Origin of the sequence: Lactobacillus sp. W8174 (genome assembly GCF_016100975.1) — a bacterium.
GTDB classification, from domain to species: Bacteria; Bacillota; Bacilli; order Lactobacillales; family Lactobacillaceae; genus Lactobacillus; species Lactobacillus juensis.
Genome location: NZ_JACFRN010000002.1, coordinates 209,540 through 226,383, shown reverse-complemented (window position 1 = coordinate 226,383; position 16,844 = coordinate 209,540). Strand labels below are relative to the sequence as shown.

The window sequence follows — 16,844 nt, the reverse complement described above, 5'->3', positions numbered from 1 at the left end:
TAAATAGTTAGTTGATGAGGAAATAATGACTGAAGAAGAATTTTCGGCTAAGAAAAAACAAGTTTTAGAATTATAAAGCTAAAGCGTGGTCAGCTATTGAACTCGTTTTTCTTTTAGATTAAAATATAAGGTAATTTAAAAATAGATTAAAAAAGGAGAATATATATTATGGCTCACAAACTAACTGTTCAAGAACTAGAAGAGTTTGCGAAAAACTTTAATGAAAAACCGCAAAATCAAGTTGTGGCACGGGCTGCTCAAAAAAGCGGTGTTTTAACAGCATCTTACAATGAACGTGTTCAAGGCGAATTGACCCGCGTATTTTCAACAGAGCTGGATACTGAAAATGTTACTAACCAGCGCCAATCAGGTCGTTGCTGGGAATTTGCCACCTTAAATATTTTACGGCATTATTTTGGCAAAAAATATCACTGCAAGAATTTTACTTTCTCACAAAGTTACAACTTTTTCTGGGATAAAATTGAACGGGCAAATATTTTTTATGACAATATTTTAGCTACTGCCGATGAACCGCTTGATTCCCGTACCGTAAAAGCATATTTAGACAGTGCCGGCGGAGACGGGGGGCAATTCCACATGGGTGCTGCTTTAATTGAAAAATATGGTGTTGTGCCTTCCTATGCAATGCCTGAAAGTTTTAATACCAATAACACTGCCGGTTTAGGTAAAGCTTTGGGCGATAAACTGAAAAAAGACGCTCTGGTTTTACGCAAATTAAAGCAAGACGGTAAAGATGATGAAATAGAAAAAGCCCGTAAGAAGTTCTTAAGTGAAATTTACCAAATAACAGCAATTGCAGTTGGAGAACCACCTAAGAAATTTGACTTGGAATACCGTGATGATGATAAGAAATATCATTTGGACAAAGATTTAACTCCACTAGAATTTTTGCATAAATACATGGGCGATGTTGACTTCAATGATTACGTTGTATTGTCTAATGCACCAGATCATGAATATGATAAGCTATATGGTCTGCCATTTGAGGATAACGTTGAAGGCTCTTATCGCATCAAATTCTTGAATGTCCCAATGGAATACTTGGAAACTGCAGCTGTAAACCAATTAAAAGATGGTGAAGCTGTTTGGTTTGGTAATGATGTTGGTGAACAAAGCGATCGTAAAAAGGGGTATCTTGACAGCGACTTATATCAACTAAGTGATCTCTTTGGTGTTGACCTCAAGATGTCCAAAGCTGACCGCTTACGTACCGGTGCCGGCGCTTCAACTCACGCTATGGCTTTTGTTGGTGTTGATGAAGATGGTGGCCATGTGCGTCAATGGAAAGTTGAAAATTCCTGGGGCGAAAAGAACGGCGACAAGGGTTTCTTTGTTATGAACAATGACTGGTTCAATGACTATGTTTATGAAGTTGTTGTCCACAAAAAGTACTTGACACCAGAACAAGTAGCTATTGCTGAGGGTCCAATTACAGACTTACCAGCTTGGGATTCACTAGCTTAAGTTAATTTATAACTAATAGAAAAAGACGAAATTCAAAAACGAATTTCGTCTTTTTTGTTACAAATATTAATTATTTACTTCGTAGTAATAATTCATCAAATTTTTTAAAGAATAAATCTTTATTTGCTTTAGTTACCAAAGTAATTTCACGTCCATTAGGATCATCTTCCATTCGTCCTGCAGCCAATCCCTGTGTAACCACCTTTACCTTGTGCTTTTCAGAGGCCAAAACGACTTCCGGATAAAGAGCACTAATTGTCGTTAATACATCCCAAAAATAAAGTTGCGAGCTTGGAATTGGGGGATTAACCAGCAAACAATAGCCTTGCGCAACCAAGTCTACAGCTGGATGTTCACGCAAACTGGCCCAATGCATTCTTAATTCATCAGTTAATGGTAATTCTTCACTACTTTCAAGGCCGATAATTTGCATAGGAATATTTGATTTCAGAACCCTATCAACAGCAAACGGATCCCAAAAGGCATTCCATTCTTGCGTACCATCAACATTAACCTGAACAACATTACCATGACCATCAAGAGAACCGCCCATCCAGTATAGCTGCTCAATTTTATCCGCAATTTTGGGATTAGTATCCAGCGCACGAGCCAAGTCGGTTAAAGGTCCCGTCATAACTAACGTGACAGGTTGCTTTGCTGCCAAAATTTTTTTAGCCATGTCTAAATGAGCCGGTTTTTCTGCCATTTTAGTAATCATTTTCCCAGATTCGTTTAATAACGGCAAATAATTAAATGAATATGCCGCTTTACGCCAGGCTTCGGGAAACTGATTGACAGCTCTTGAATCTGATTTGGCAATTTCTAATTGATCGCCTCTTAAGTTAAACCGGTCTGTCATCTTTCGACACACCTCAACAGCCGGGTCAACGTAACCATCCGCATCAATTGCACTGACCCCAATTAATTTAATATCTGGAGCCAATAAAAGTAATAAATATGACACTAAATCATCAATATTACCGTCATGATTAAAATAAATTTCTTTCATTATTTTCCCCTACTTTGACTTAATATAGTTCTGGCCATCTGCTGCTGGAGCAACGGATTTTCCAAAGAACAAAACTAAAACTAAAATGGTAATTACGTAAGGAGCAATCTGCATATAAACAGCAGGAATGTGACTAAAGAATGGTAGTTGATTGCCAATAATACTGATACTTTGAGCAAAGCCAAAGAAAAGCGAAGCTAGCATTGCACCTAATGGGTTCCATTTACCAAAGATCATGGCTGCCAGCGCCATAAAACCTTGTCCAACAATAGTAGAAACTGAAAAATTGCCTGAAATTGCCTCCGCAAAAACTGCTCCGCCAATTCCGCCTAAAAAGCCGGATATGAGCACGCCAGCGTAACGCATACCATAAACATTGATCCCCAAAGTATCTGCTGCTTGCGGATTTTCACCACATGAACGCAGACGTAAGCCAAAACGAGTTTTATACAAAACCCACCATAATAAGATTGATACAATTATTGCCAGCCAGGCAGGTGCAGAAGTGTTTTGAAAGAAAACAGGCCCAATAAAAGGAATATTAGCAAGGCCAGGAAAACTAAAATAACCAAAGCTCTGCGTAATGTTTTCAGTTTGACCTTTGTCATATATAGCTTTGACTAAAAACACTCCTAATGGTGGAGCCATAAGATTGAGGACAGTTCCACTGATGATGTGATCGGCGTGAAAATTAATGGTCGCTACAGCATGGAGCAGTGAAAATAGCAAACCTACAACTCCCCCAACAAGAAGACCAATCCAAGGAGTTGCTTTACCAAAGGTAGAAGCAAAAGTCAGGTTAAACACAATAGCGGAAAAAGCACCCATTGTCATTATTCCTTCAAGACCAATGTTGGTAATACCTGAATTTTCACTATAAACACCGCCTAAAGCGGTAAAAATTAATGGTGCTGAATAGACAAAAGTCGATGACACAATTAACGCTAAAATCGTAACTAAATTCATGAATTTTGTCCTCCTTGAGTCTTTGTGGAACTCACTGTAACGTTATTGGTTTCAGTTTCTTCAGTCACTGTGTCTTTTTGGGTTTCTTTAGCCCTTTTGGTTTTAAACAATAATCCAATTACATATTGAATAGCAACAAAGAAAATGATAGCAGCAATTACTATTGAAACAATTTCATAAGGAATACCGGCAATGGTTTGCATTCCTAGACCGCCAATTTTTAAAATTGAAAATAATAGTGAAGCCAGTAAAATGCCAACGGCTGTCCCACCACCAAGAAGAGCAACGGACAGACCATCCCAGCCGATATCTAAGCTGGTCGTTTGGGTGAAATAGTTTTGATATGTGCCAAGACCTTGAACAACACCGCCTAAACCGGCAAAACCACCAGATAATAACATAGAAAGCATGATATTCTTTTTGGCTGACATTCCTGCATAACGACTCGCCGCCGCATTGGTACCAACTGAACGTATTTCAAAGCCAGTAGTAGTCTTTTTCATTAAATACCAATATAAAAAGACCGCAACCAAAGCAATAAAAATTCCCGCATTAATCCGCGAATCGCCAAACATTGAACTCAGCCAATCAATCTTCAAGCTGCCGTTAGCAGCAATTGTTTTAGTAGTATCAGTATCAATACGCAATTTAGATGACATAACTTGTTGCATTAAATATTGACAGGAATAAAGCACAATATAATTGATCATTATTGTTGTTATGACTTCATTGGTTCCAAATTGTGCACGCAGCCAACCAGCAATACCAGCAACAAGTGCGCCAGCCAGAATGCCTGTTATTACTGCCAAAGGCAGCAAAATTGCCTTAGGCATATTAGGATTAGCCAAAACCACCCAGATAGAAGATAACCAGCCAGCTTGAGCCTGACCAGGCAAGCCAATATTGAAAAAGCCGGCAGTAGAAGCTATAGCAAAACCAATAGCGGTAAAAATCAGCGGGGTAGCTTCACGGATCGTTTCACCTATGCCGTTCATGTTTCCTAACGCACTGGAAAACATTGAAGCATATGCTTGAAACGGATTGTAACTCCAAACCAGCATGATGATTGCTCCGACTAAAAAGCCTGCCAAAATAGAAATGATTGGCACTAAGATTTTCTTGGTTTTTAGTGTAACTTTAAGCAAGTGCATTACCTTCTTTCTTAACGCCGGTCATTAATAAACCTAATTCTTCATCACTAGTATTTTCTGGCTTGACTTCACCAGAAATTTTACCATCGTGAAGCACAATAATTCTGTCTGACAATTGCATAATTTCATCAAGCTCATAAGATATTAACAAAATTGCTTTGCCCTGAGCTCTCTCATTTAAAAGCTGATTATGAATATATTCAATGGCACCAACATCAAGACCACGAGTCGGCTGAAAAGCAATAATTAAATTACTGTCGCGACTTAATTCACGCGCAATAATGACTTTTTGCTGGTTACCTCCAGATAAATCACTTACAGGCATTCTTTCACTAGTAGTTCTGATATCAAATTGCTTAATTAATTTCTTGGCATGTTCATGAATTACATCATAATGCATCACGTTATGGCGAGAAAATGGTTCTTTATAATAAGTTTGTAAAGCCAAATTATCAGAAACTGAAAAAGGCAGAATCAAACCATATTTTTGCCGGTCAGCAGGGATATATGACACGCCCTTTTCGGTTATTTGCCGTACCTTGCGATTAGTCATATCTTCGCCATCAATTGTGATTTTGCCGGAGTCAATATGTTGCAAGCCGGTTAAGGCCCTGACAAGTTCATCCTGACCGTTGCCGTCAATACCAGCGACTCCCAAAATTTCGCCAGCATGTAATTCAAAAGACAAACCTTTAATTACCGCAACATTTTGCTTGCTTTTAACATGTAAGTCTTCAACTTGCAACATTGTGCGTCCAATTTTTTCTGTCGGCTTATTAACCTGCATGTTAACATGGCGACCTACCATCAATTCTGCCAGACGGTTATTATCAACATTAGCAACATTAAATGTGCCCACGCTTTTACCAGCACGAATCACAGTTACACGATCAGCTGCCCGTTCGATTTCTTCCAGTTTATGTGTAATTAAAATGATTGATTTGCCCTCTTTTGCCAGTTCATGCAGTATTTGAATAAATTCTGTAATCTCCTGGGGGGTCAAAACAGCAGTGGGTTCATCGAAAATCATAATGTCTGCTCCGCGATAGAGAACTTTCAAAATTTCTACCCTTTGCTGTTGAGCAACCGTAATCTCACTGACCTTTTTCAGTGGGTCAACATTTAAGTTATAACGCTCAGACAAAGCCATTATTTGCTTTTCTGCTTTTTTAAAATCCAATTTGGGGCCCTTGGTAGTTTCATGACCCAAAATGATATTTTCTAAAACAGTAAAGGACTCCATCAACATAAAATGCTGGTGCACCATGCCTATACCCAAATCTTTTGCGACAGTTGGATTTTTAATATTAACCTTTTTCCCCCGAACCAAAATTGAACCTGCAGTAGGGGTAATTAAGCCAGATAAAATACTCATTAAAGTTGATTTACCTGCACCATTTTCTCCTAAAAGAGCTAATATTTCTCCTTTCCTTAAAGTCAAATTAATATCATTATTGGCTTTAAAGCCATTAAAATCCTTCACAATATGGCGCATCTCTATTACGTTCGTCATATCTTTCATTTTATGTAATTTTCCTTTTTCTAAAAAAACTCTTTGCATAAGCTTACACAAAGAGCTTTAATCATTTATTTACTTTATTTTTCCGCTACTGTTATTTTCCCGGAAACTACTTGCTGTTTAGCTTTCTTTACTGCAAGCCATGCCTTTGACGTAAGATTACCCTTCATAATGGAAACACCGTTATCCTTTAATGAATAAACTAGGTGTTTTCCTCCGGGGAACTTACCTTTGGCTGCATCATCAGCTAAGGATTTAGTCACTACATTTAGACCCTTTAAAACAGAAGTTAAAGTAAAGTTGGCCTTTTTGCCATCTTTAGCTTTGTAGTTGCCTAATTTTGTCTGGTCAACATCAGCACCAATTACCCAAACTTTCTTGCTTTCCGGCTTAGTTTGATTGAGTACTTTAGCTTCTTGGAAAACACCGTTACCAGCATTTCCTGCAGCTTGGAATATTACATCACAGTTGTCAGCGTACATTGATTGTGCAATCGATTTTGCTTTATCAGTTGAAGTAAAGTTGCCGATATATTGGATGCTGACAGTAATCTTTTTATGCTGGGCTTTAGCAGCGTCTTTCACACCTTGCTTGAAACCAGCCTCAAAAGTATCAATGACAGCAGACTTGGCTCCGCCAATAAAACCAACTTTATTAGTTTTAGTTGAATAAGCTGCAGCTACGCCACCCAAATATGATGATTCGTTACTCTTAAAAGTAACAGAAGCTACATTCTTTTCACCAGTTACTACATCATCAACAATTACAAAATTTCTCTTTGGATTTTTCTTAGCGGCAGCCTTAACTGAATCTTTTAGCATATAACCGATACCAAAAATTGTTTGATAGCCAGACTTGGCAGCCTGATTAAAGTTAGGCGTATAATCAGCAGCACTGCTTGATTGAAAATACTGGTAGCCTTTTCCTTGTTTAAAGTTATGTTCTTTACCATAGTCTTTAAAACCAGCCCAAGCATTCTGATTGAATGACTGATCGTTAATACCGTTGCTGTCCGTGATTAATGCAATACTGTCCTTCTTGTTTTGGCTGCCTGTTCCCTGCTTTTTTCCCGAGCAAGCATTCAAAACCAAAGTAAATGAAGCCATTAAAAATCCTAATGACAAAAATTTCGTAAATTTCTTACCCATTATGTTACCCTCCACAAAATACGAACTTTTCATCAATAATATTATAATAAAATACGTATTATTTCAAGCCTATTATTTTTTTAGTGGGATTTAGATAAGAAAATTAGCTTAACTGCGAACTATTTACTTGGGTGAATTGGCACTTTAATATTGCCCTTAATTATTTCATTACGTGCCTGACGTGAATATTGCCAAGCTTTAGCACTTATTTGTCCGCGTTTGATTGAGACACCATTGGTTTTTAGGCCATAAACCAATTGTTGACCACCCGGGAATTTACCTTCATAAGCACGGTTAGAAATATCTCGGGTAGCCACATTGACACCAGTAATCACAGAAGTCAAAACGAAGTTATCTTTTTTACCATCTTTAGTTTTATAGTTGCCTAAATGTGATTGATCAGAGTCAACACCAATAGCCCAAACCTTTTTAGCACCTGTTCTCGTCTGGTTAATTGATTTGGCTTCTTGGAACAAGCCATTGCCAGCTAAGCCGGAAGCATGGAAGATAATATCAGCCTTTTTAGCATACATTGACTGGGCAATAGCTTTTTCTTTGTCGGAACTCTTAAAATCGCCCACATATTGATTTAACAGCGTGATCTTTTTATGCAATTTTTTGGCTTGATCATTAACACCTTTAGTAAAACCGGCATCAAACAAGTCTATAATATTGCCGTGAGCGCCACCAATAAAGCCAATGACGTTGGTCTTTGTTTCCGTTGCTGCTACAACACCTGCTAAGTAAGAAGCTTGCTCACTCTTGAAATTGGCGGAGGCCACATTCTTCTGCCCCTTAATTACTTCGTCAACAATAACGTAGTTCTTTTTAGGATTCTTTTTAGCAGCAGCTTTGACAGCATCTTTTAAGCTATAGCCAATACCAAAAATTGTTTGATAACCAGCTTTGCTTGCTTGATCAAAATTGGGTTCAAAATCTGCAGCACTGCCAGATTGAAAATACTGGTAGCCATTACGTCCCCGGGTAAGATTATGATCCTGACCGTATTCTTTAAATCCTTGCCATGCAGACTGATTGAAAGAATTATCATTAACCCCAGCAGTATCAGTAATTAGCGCAATAGAGTGCTTGGCACTGCTGCTCGAATTACTACTACCTCCCTGCTTTTTACCTGAGCATGCTGTAAGCGCTAATCCTGCAGCAACTGCCACTGCACTAATGGAAAAGAATTTTCTAAATTTCGACTTCATTTTGTGACCTCCTATTTTTTACATTAATTAACATACCACATCTGGTAGTATTGTCAAAAATCCACTACAAGATAAAGTATTGATCTGATAGCATTCCTGTTTTTTCATGAAAACGAAACTAAGCTTTACTCATAATGTTTTGTATACCACAAATAAAAAAGTTGAAATTTTCGTATAGAACTGGTTAAGCTGCTAAATCTTCGGTCAGTTTTAGTGCTAAAATTGCAAACTTCTATTGTTCATGAATCAAGGTATAATAAACAGAAAAGTTAATTTGTTACGGAAGAAATAAAATGAAGCTATATCAAAATTTTTTCGAATCAAAATTAGGAACATTGACTCTTTTGAGTGATGAAAAAAATTTATTAGGATTATGGTTTAACGGGCAAAAATATTTTGGTGCCGGCTATGATTTGAATACTGTGGAAGTTTCTGTAACTAGACCTATTGGGCAAGCTCTAAAATGGCTGACAGACTATTTTGCTGGCCAAACTCCTGATCCATTTGCTGTACCAATTAAACCCAATGTATCTACTTTTAGTCAAAAAGTGCTCAAAGAACTACAAAAAGTACCTTATGGTGAAGTAACCAGTTATAAAGAATTATCTAATCGCGTACAAAAAGGACAAAATAAGATAAATTTGGCGCGCGCTGCGCGCGCTGTTGGCAATGCAGTCAAACATAACCCAATCAGTTTAATTATTCCCTGTCACCGTGTCATTGGCAGTGATGGGTCTTTAACTGGTTATGCTGGTGGCCTTGAACGCAAAAAGGCATTGTTAAAAACGGAAAATCCCCAAATCAAATTTTCTAGGCAACTAGACTTGCTATGATTTTTAATGTTCGTGTTTTTAAAAAGAGCAAAATAAAAAGCCGCATAAGGCTATATGCAGCTTAAACATTCCATTCAGCCATAAATTCTTTAACATAACTACGCATAAATTCCGTTCTTTTTTGCGCTTCTTTTTTACCTCCAGCAGTATTCATTAGATCAGTCAAGTGAAACAGTTTTTCATAAAAATGGTTAATTGTTGTTTCTTTATGCTCACGATACTGATCATGACTTACCAGCTTTTGTGGTTTGATTCTGGGGTCGTATATCACATTGCCATGAGCACCGCCATAGGTAAACGCACGGGCGATGCCAATTGCACCCAAGCTTTCAATGCGATCAGCATCTTGCACATACTCTCCTGATACTGGCAACTGATAATGATGCTCTATATTAGCAGAAAAAGACATATGTTGCATAGTGAATAAAATATCTTTGACTTCTAGGGAAGTAAAACCCACCTTAGGGAGCAGTTCTTTAATGTTGGCAAGAACCTGATCAGGATCAGCACAGATTTTTTCATCAATAGTATCGTGTAAATATCCCGCAGTTTGAATAATAGCCACCATGCGGCTATCTTCATGTGCATCAGGATTATCTTGTAAATACATTTTGCTGGCCAGATGAGCTACTCGCTCTCCATGATAAAAATCATGCCCTGTTTTTTCATTTTTCAGCTGCTCTTTAACAAAATCAGTTACTTTAGTTATATCCAAGTTTATTTCCTTTCTAATTGTAAAATACTTTTTATAAAATTGATCATTTCCATAGAAGCTTTACTTCTATTTAGATAAATTTAAAGTCCTTTAGGCGCCAATATGCTTAATTACTTCTTACTTTGAAAATTGTTATTACTCTTTTATATTAAAAAAAAATAGACATTAAATATAGTAAATCATACTATTAATCTAACAGTCTATCTCATTTTATTAATTTAACCAATTTATTTTCTAACGAGCAAGCAAAGACGTTAAATCATCCCGCTTATCTTTTAACTCGTCATCAAATATTTAGCTTTTTATGGGCGGGCTTGAATTTATGACTCTTAGTAATTGTACCGATGTGATCATAAGTCACTGTTGCACGTTTAAATTGACTTAAATCTTTGGTTTTAATATAACTAACAATCAATTCACCATTTGCGACATAGTTATAAAGGGGATAATAATTTTCGTAAGTATTTGTCCCATCAACTCTGAATTTAATCGGTGTATGCCCAATCCAAAAGCCTTTATGTTTTCCTTTGGCTTGGCCATCTTGCTTCAAAGAAACAGTAAATGTGGCATCTTCCTTATTACTATAAATAATATTTTCTTTAGTTAATGTCTTACCATATTGATGATCAGTTTCACTATAACCATTATAAGCATTGGCCAAAGATCCATTGTAATCGTGAACTACAGCATGTCCTTTTTTAAACTTGTAGCCATAAGGCACCTGACAATATGCTGCTGGTATTATATATTTCTTTTTGCCATCTTTTTCCTTAATATTACTAATAAAGTAGCGTGTGCCGTTGATAGTTCCGGCACCGATAAAGATATCCCAATCATCAACTCCAGGATCGGATCTAGTTTCCAATAGTTTATGTGACGTTAAATGCCGATATGCTTGAACATTGTCGCCAGGGACAAAGCTGGCATACCATTTCCTCTTTTTAATGTAATGGACGCCAGACTTTTTAGAAAGCTTCTGCAGCTTGTTATAATCCTTGGACGTAGCAACTGGCAGAGATTTTGCCAAAATAGGTTGGGCGCTTACGTCTAATGCAGCAAAACCGATAGTTAACATCGTTCCTGCAATTAACATCTTCTTAAATAATTTAATCTTCTTCATAACAAATAAACTTCCTTACTTAAAATCTATGTTAATAATTTTCCTATTATAAAATTTACGCCTTATACTATTAGTTATATAATTAGCCAGTAATTTAGGCAATATCAAAAAGCAAATTAATTAAAGCCACTTCCCAGATTTGAACTGAGGACCTCCTCCTTACCACGGCGGTGCTCTACCTCCTGAGCTAAAGTGGCAAATCAACAATAATAAAAAAGCATTCAACTTTCATAAAGCGAATACTTCAAATAATACTATATCTATTCGTTGTCTGCAATAAATCTTACAGCAGTACCGTAAGCAACCACTGACTGCATGTCGCCACTGATTGAACTAGAGTCAAAACGCATCATTACAATTGCGTCTGCTCCCTTATCCTCTGCAGCTTGACGCAGTCTTTCTAAAGCTTGATTGCGAGAATCTTCCAGCATTTTGGTGTAACTGCGAATTTCACCACCAACTACGGATTTTAATCCTGCACCAAAATTTTTAACAAAGTTTTTGGACTGAGTTGTTAAGCCAAACACTTCACCAATAATTTCATATTTTCTACCAGGAATATTTTCGGTAGTAGTTATTAAAATTTCTCTATGAGCCATTTTACTCTCCTATCTGAACACTCAGATAAATATTTTACTAACATGATAGTATGAAATTACCACATTTTTTTGTCAAATCAGAGTTACTATTTTAGCAGCAATTTCTGGCGGCATTAAATTAATCTTTGGCAGCTCTTTAATGACTACCCATTCTGGTTGATAAACATTATCGCTGCTCGAGCGCTCTTTTTCTTCACCACTGATTTTAGGTGCAGTTATATATGGAATCTCAGTGTAAAAGAATTCTTCATACTCTTTTCCTTCGCATTTAAAAAAATGTATCAGGTCAGCTGACTTTAGGTGAATATTTAATTCTTCAGTTATTTCCCTGATTGCAGTATCTACTGGAGTTTCATTGTTTTCTGCACCACCACCTGGTATTACCCAGTAGTTACGACCATTTTTTAATCTGTGAATCAATAAAACAGCCTTATTTTCTTTATTATAAAGTATTACGCGTGCACGCATTTTACCCTCCTAAATTAAAAAAAGATGTGTTTCTTATTATACTCTCTTAATTGGAGTTAAAAAAGGGCAGTTGCGAAAATAGCAACTGCCTCTTTTAAACTAATCTTTAATTGTAACTAGTGTGTATTTTCTTTTACCTTTTCGAACAATGACATATTTGCCGTCAAAAGCCTTAGAAGGATCAACTTCAAAGTCTACTGACTGCTCACGGTCACCATTTACATAAATTGCTCCATTTGTAACGTCTTCTCGTGCCTGGCGCTTAGAGGGTTCAATTTTGGTGTCAACCAAAAAGTCCACAATATTCTTGATTTGAGATGTTGATTCCGCTGCAGGTGCACTCTTTAAGCCCTGCTTAATCTGCTTAACTGAAAGATTTTTAATATCTCCAGAAAACAAAGCATCTGTAATCATTTCTGCTTCTGCTAAGCCTGTTTCTCCATGAACAAATTTTGTTACTTCTTTAGCTAATGTCTTTTGCGCTGTCCGCTTCCACGGTTCAGCTTTTACTTGCTCCGCCAGATCATCAATTTCTTCATGACTAAGGAAAGTAAAGTACTTCAAGTACTTAACAACGTCACGATCATCCTGATTGATCCAGAATTGGTAAAATTCGTAAGGACTGGTCTTTTCTGGGTCAAGCCAAACCGCACCACCAGCTGATTTACCAAATTTAGTACCATCGGCTTTTAGCATTAATGGAATAGTCAAACCAAAAGCCTGTCTGTCTGACCCCATTAATTTATGGATTAAATCAATTCCTGCTGTGATATTGCCCCATTGATCGCTACCACCAATTTGCATTTGAACACCATAATTTTTATTTAATTGGTAAAAATCAATGGCCTGCAAAATTTGGTAAGAAAACTCGGTAAATGAAATACCATTTTCCAAGCGGCTGGCAACTACGTCTTTATTGATCATATTATTAACTTGGAAGTGCTTGCCGTATTCACGCAAGAACTCGATTAAACTCAATTTATCAAGCCACTCTGCGTTGTTAACAATTTGAAAGTTATCAGTTCCAAATAATTTTTCCATTTGCTTAGTCAGAGCCACTTCGTTTTCATGCAATTTTTCTGCACTAAGGAGTACTCTCTCTGACTTACGTCCAGACGGGTCACCAATTGTTCCTGTACCACCCCCAATAACAATCACAGGGTGATATCCAGCCAGTTGAAATCTTTTCAAAATCATGAAAGGAATAAGATGCCCGATATGTAGCGAATCACCAGTAGGATCAGTGCCGCAATAAAGAGCTAAGTTGTCGTGATCTTGTAAATATTTGGTCAGTCCAGCTTCATCAGTCTGCTGGTTAATCGCTCCACGCCATTTTAAGTCTGCTAAAATATCAAAATTTGCCATCTTTCTTCCTCCAATAAAAAAGTCCCTAGATTCGTTTAGGAATCTAGGGACGACTAAATACTTTTTCAGCCGTGGTACCACCCACGTTCGCACTTTAACGACAAGTGCCTTAATGACGGTCTTTACGGGAACCACCCAACTTGTATTTCGCTACCCTTGACCTGTCTAGCTCACACTAACCGCTAGTTCTCTGAACGCTGAATCAAGCTGCTACTTAAATTTGTTATAAATGATAATACTCATTTTTTCTTAATAAGTCAATACAATTTTGTTACTTATAAAAGCCTTTAATCTTTAAGCCATAGGCCTTCCCAGCTGTCATGTCATATTGAATAGCCTCATAATCGGCTAAAATCTGTTGCTGCTTCTTAGTCAAATATTTTGGATCTATTACTTGCCCTTGCCGACCAATTAACTCGAAGCCTTTATCACCTTTAAAGTTAATAGTAATTGCCGGTAATTTCTTATGAACTTCAGTCAACAGAGCCTGGTAAGGAGTAACTTTCGAATCTGTCTGTTCCAGCATCATTGCAATAAAGTCACTTGAGCTGACGAAATTATTAGCTTTACGTGGCAGTCTCTTTTTAGCACCATGTTGACGGGCGTATTTATTTGAATAGATAAAGTAGCGCGTTGAGTGCATTTGTACCGGGTATTTAGCAGTATAACTTTGAGAAAGGATGCTTGGATAGTGATCGCCGTAAAAGACCAAAGTAATTGGCTTTTTAATTTTATCAATCTGTTCGATAAACTGCTTAACTGCCTTATCAGTATATTGCGTACCCTTTACGTAGGTAGCCATTTGATCACGTACTGCTGGAGATTTGAATAATTCTCCAGAAATCTTGCCCATATATTCGTTATTTGGATACCAATTATTATATGGCATGTGATTTTGAATTGAAATCAAGTTGATGAACTGTCCGCCACCGCGGGAATTGATTTCTTTTAGACCATTAGCATAGGTAGTAAAGTCTGAGTTATAACCACTCTTTCCTAATTTCTTTTGGTCAATAATTTTATATTTCGAACCCAAAAAGATAAACTTGTCAAATTTGAATCTATGATAGTCTTCTTGTCTGGAGTAATACGTTCCAATAAACGGGTGGACTGCAGATTTATAATCAAAATTCATCCCTATTGTAGGATAGAAATCATAATTAGGTACCACTTGAACGTAAGGCGTCAAGGTAGATTTAAACATTCCCATGTTTAATCCAGTTAAAGTTTCCCATTCCATGTTGGCAGTACCACCACCATAACCAGCACTAAGCATGTTGCCGTATGTCGAACGGGACTTCATTGATTGAATAAATTTAACTGGATTTGGAACATCACGGTCAAGCCTAAATGTAGGGAAAGTACTTGGATCAACAAAACTTTCACTCAAATTAAAGACAATAGTTTGATCTTTAAGAGTATTCTTCCGCTTCTTATTTATCTTGGCAGCAACTTTTTCATATTTATTGTTTAACTGCTTGATACTTGTTTCCGAATATCCTTCAGGCTGATCCATAATTTGCAAATCAATATAATTCAAGAAATTAAGTACAGGACCATTTACCTGGATATCACGCTCTGGATTACGGAACCTTTGTTTATTATCAAAGCCGCGATTAATATGATAGATAACACCACCGTCATGGTTAAAGCGCAAAGGTGTGACAAATAATAATAAGCTTAAAAGTGCCCAAATACCACGTCTCTTCCATGATCCGCGCTTTTTAACAGGGAATTTTAACTCTAAGAAAATATCAAGCGCAATAACTACAATAAGTGCAATTAAAATTACAATGACAGTAGTCTTACCGATCATTGGAATTAAGGTTTTCCAATTGACAATTTCGCTGATTTCAGTTGGATAAATTGGTTCACCACGAAGTAAGAGCTTAATCTTATTGGCAACAGCCCAACCAATCGCGATTATGCTGACTAAAATGTTCGAAGTCCAATAACGAGTGGTTACAAAGTAAAAGACAGAGAATAGCGCATCTAAGAAGATGGTAGTCAAAATCATGGCAAAAAACTTGGTGCCCAGAAGATAAACTATCGCATTAATTGTAGAAGCAGTACTAATTTGAATTCTTAAGTTATCAGATTCAATTAGGAAAGAACCAAAACTTAGAATATAAAACCAAGCCCAAGTAAGCAAATTAACCCTGTTAGTAACTACAAACTTAGTAAAGACTGCCCATACTTTTTCGCATACCTTAGCTAAATTAGGTTCGTTATCTAAATAATTAATTATTTTCGCAAACGGATTGATTTGGAATAAATAGCGCTCAAGTAACTGATACCAAGCAATCACAATTAGCAACATAATAATAAGCATTATCAACTTATTAATCATTGATGAGCCAGTAAAATGGAATGCTCTCATAAATCTTGGTGAAATTGGCGCATCCATAATCATAATTACTGGAATAAAGAAACGCATCTGTTTTTTATTAAAAGTCATAATAACTTTTTTAAATAACAAGAAAACAGCTACTACCAGTAAAAACATGAATGGAGACGAAGGATTGTTTAAGAACTCCCTGTTCCAGTCACCACCCCCGTTGCCGGAAATAATTTGTGACCAGTAAACAGCATCGAACCCAGAAACACCGATTATCACAATGAAGAAGGAAAGAAAACCACTAATTAAAGATAGAGTTAACAATTTTTTGCCAATATGGACATTAGCTAAAAACATGCCCCAAGCAAAGAACAAAACCAAGTAAAGACCATATAGCGAATATTGAAATGACAGGTTGCCAGCACTTAAAGCAAAACCGAGTAGGGTTAATAAACTCAACACCAGGAGATTTTGCTTAATTGTCAATTTATGCAAAAAGTCATACAAATGTGGCTGAATTAACAAACAGAAAATCAAACCAGAAAACAAAACAGATGTACTGGTAATGATCGGGAACAGCATCCCCCATACACGCCACATATTAAAACGAGCAGGAACTATAAAGAAAAATAAAATGTAATAGACGATTAAGGTCACACTGGCTAATAACCAGTATTTGAAACTTTCGCTAACACTTTGTTTTTTCTTACTGTAAACAGCACCAAATATCATGGGAATAATCATTAAAGTCGCATTATGCAACATATTTGGCATAAAACGGACAAATGAAAAGTGTGCTCTGGCAGCAATTCCCTTCAAGTTGAACATTTGGACCAGCATGAACAGAGTTGCTACCAGCAGACAGATTATCTGGATGGCTTTTAAAGATTTTTTATTTTTATTCATATTTCTAGTTA

General features: G+C 36.8%; 14 protein-coding genes and 1 tRNA gene. 2 read left to right on the top strand and 13 right to left on the bottom strand.

What is annotated here, in order from left to right; translation table 11 throughout:
• Positions 1-168 precede the first annotated feature (168 nt).
• The gene (locus tag H3U49_RS04060) at positions 169-1,485 is read left to right on the top strand and encodes a C1 family peptidase (RefSeq protein WP_198179904.1); all 1,317 of its coding nucleotides are present in this window, start codon (positions 169-171) and stop codon (positions 1,483-1,485) included.
• A gap of 70 nt (positions 1,486-1,555) precedes the next feature.
• On the opposite strand, the gene H3U49_RS04055 is transcribed toward H3U49_RS04060, so the two are convergent.
• From H3U49_RS04055 to H3U49_RS04030, 6 genes are all read right to left on the bottom strand, one after another.
• A complete protein-coding gene (locus tag H3U49_RS04055; RefSeq protein WP_198179902.1) occupies positions 1,556-2,494 on the bottom strand; it encodes a nucleoside hydrolase in 939 nt (312 codons plus the stop codon).
• A gap of 9 nt (positions 2,495-2,503) precedes the next feature.
• On the bottom strand, positions 2,504-3,460 hold the full coding sequence (locus tag H3U49_RS04050; RefSeq protein WP_034978041.1) for an ABC transporter permease: 957 nt from the start codon (positions 3,458-3,460) through the stop codon (positions 2,504-2,506).
• Positions 3,457-4,611, bottom strand: a complete 1,155-nt coding sequence (locus H3U49_RS04045) for an ABC transporter permease (protein ID WP_370567289.1) — start codon at positions 4,609-4,611, stop codon at positions 3,457-3,459. The genes H3U49_RS04050 and H3U49_RS04045 overlap by 4 nt, the downstream gene beginning before the upstream one ends.
• Positions 4,598-6,133 (bottom strand): ABC transporter ATP-binding protein, encoded by a 1,536-nt coding sequence (locus H3U49_RS04040; protein ID WP_305067088.1) that lies wholly within the window; start codon positions 6,131-6,133, stop codon positions 4,598-4,600. The genes H3U49_RS04045 and H3U49_RS04040 overlap by 14 nt, the downstream gene beginning before the upstream one ends.
• Positions 6,134-6,207: 74 nt before the next feature.
• Positions 6,208-7,278 (bottom strand): BMP family protein, encoded by a 1,071-nt coding sequence (locus tag H3U49_RS04035; protein ID WP_198179898.1) that lies wholly within the window; start codon positions 7,276-7,278, stop codon positions 6,208-6,210.
• Between the two features lie 119 nt (positions 7,279-7,397).
• Positions 7,398-8,489 carry a BMP family protein gene (locus tag H3U49_RS04030; protein ID WP_198179896.1) on the bottom strand — a complete coding sequence of 364 codons (1,092 nt, stop codon included), beginning with the start codon at positions 8,487-8,489 and terminating at the stop codon, positions 7,398-7,400.
• A gap of 293 nt (positions 8,490-8,782) precedes the next feature.
• Here H3U49_RS04030 and H3U49_RS04025 point away from each other — a divergent pair, with 293 nt between their 5' ends.
• Positions 8,783-9,322, top strand: a complete 540-nt coding sequence (locus H3U49_RS04025; protein WP_198179895.1) for a methylated-DNA--[protein]-cysteine S-methyltransferase — start codon at positions 8,783-8,785, stop codon at positions 9,320-9,322.
• A gap of 61 nt (positions 9,323-9,383) precedes the next feature.
• Here H3U49_RS04025 and H3U49_RS04020 read toward each other — a convergent pair whose 3' ends face one another.
• The 7 genes from H3U49_RS04020 to H3U49_RS03990 form a co-directional block, all read right to left on the bottom strand.
• Positions 9,384-10,037 carry an HD domain-containing protein gene (locus H3U49_RS04020; protein ID WP_198179893.1) on the bottom strand — a complete coding sequence of 218 codons (654 nt, stop codon included), beginning with the start codon at positions 10,035-10,037 and terminating at the stop codon, positions 9,384-9,386.
• 286 nt (positions 10,038-10,323) lie between these two features.
• A complete protein-coding gene (locus H3U49_RS04015; protein ID WP_198179891.1) occupies positions 10,324-11,157 on the bottom strand; it encodes a hypothetical protein in 834 nt (277 codons plus the stop codon).
• 124 nt (positions 11,158-11,281) lie between these two features.
• Positions 11,282-11,354, bottom strand: a tRNA-Thr gene (locus H3U49_RS04010).
• Between the two features lie 63 nt (positions 11,355-11,417).
• Positions 11,418-11,756, bottom strand: a complete 339-nt coding sequence (locus tag H3U49_RS04005) for a heavy metal-binding domain-containing protein (protein WP_198179889.1) — start codon at positions 11,754-11,756, stop codon at positions 11,418-11,420.
• Positions 11,757-11,828: 72 nt separating this feature from the next.
• A complete protein-coding gene (locus H3U49_RS04000; RefSeq protein WP_198179887.1) occupies positions 11,829-12,224 on the bottom strand; it encodes an NUDIX domain-containing protein in 396 nt (131 codons plus the stop codon).
• Between the two features lie 99 nt (positions 12,225-12,323).
• Entirely contained in the window at positions 12,324-13,589 is a 1,266-nt protein-coding gene (tyrS, locus tag H3U49_RS03995; RefSeq protein ID WP_198179885.1) for a tyrosine--tRNA ligase, read from the bottom strand.
• 271 nt (positions 13,590-13,860) lie between these two features.
• Positions 13,861-16,833 (bottom strand): LTA synthase family protein, encoded by a 2,973-nt coding sequence (locus tag H3U49_RS03990; protein WP_198179883.1) that lies wholly within the window; start codon positions 16,831-16,833, stop codon positions 13,861-13,863.
• Positions 16,834-16,844 lie beyond the last annotated feature (11 nt).

What these genes read in the sequence shown, in the direction of transcription:
- H3U49_RS04060 (WP_198179904.1), top strand. Translation starts at nt 169, where the DNA reads ATGGCTCACAAACTAACTGTTCAAGAACTAGAAGAGTTTGCGAAAAAC.
- H3U49_RS04055 (WP_198179902.1), bottom strand. Translation starts at nt 2,494, where the DNA reads ATGAAAGAAATTTATTTTAATCATGACGGTAATATTGATGATTTAGTG.
- H3U49_RS04050 (WP_034978041.1), bottom strand. Translation starts at nt 3,460, where the DNA reads ATGAATTTAGTTACGATTTTAGCGTTAATTGTGTCATCGACTTTTGTC.
- H3U49_RS04045 (WP_370567289.1), bottom strand. Translation starts at nt 4,611, where the DNA reads ATGCACTTGCTTAAAGTTACACTAAAAACCAAGAAAATCTTAGTGCCA.
- H3U49_RS04040 (WP_305067088.1), bottom strand. Translation starts at nt 6,133, where the DNA reads ATGAAAGATATGACGAACGTAATAGAGATGCGCCATATTGTGAAGGAT.
- H3U49_RS04035 (WP_198179898.1), bottom strand. Translation starts at nt 7,278, where the DNA reads ATGGGTAAGAAATTTACGAAATTTTTGTCATTAGGATTTTTAATGGCT.
- H3U49_RS04030 (WP_198179896.1), bottom strand. Translation starts at nt 8,489, where the DNA reads ATGAAGTCGAAATTTAGAAAATTCTTTTCCATTAGTGCAGTGGCAGTT.
- H3U49_RS04025 (WP_198179895.1), top strand. Translation starts at nt 8,783, where the DNA reads ATGAAGCTATATCAAAATTTTTTCGAATCAAAATTAGGAACATTGACT.
- H3U49_RS04015 (WP_198179891.1), bottom strand. Translation starts at nt 11,157, where the DNA reads ATGAAGAAGATTAAATTATTTAAGAAGATGTTAATTGCAGGAACGATG.
- H3U49_RS04005 (WP_198179889.1), bottom strand. Translation starts at nt 11,756, where the DNA reads ATGGCTCATAGAGAAATTTTAATAACTACTACCGAAAATATTCCTGGT.
- H3U49_RS04000 (WP_198179887.1), bottom strand. Translation starts at nt 12,224, where the DNA reads ATGCGTGCACGCGTAATACTTTATAATAAAGAAAATAAGGCTGTTTTA.
- tyrS (WP_198179885.1), bottom strand. Translation starts at nt 13,589, where the DNA reads ATGGCAAATTTTGATATTTTAGCAGACTTAAAATGGCGTGGAGCGATT.
- H3U49_RS03990 (WP_198179883.1), bottom strand. Translation starts at nt 16,833, where the DNA reads ATGAATAAAAATAAAAAATCTTTAAAAGCCATCCAGATAATCTGTCTG.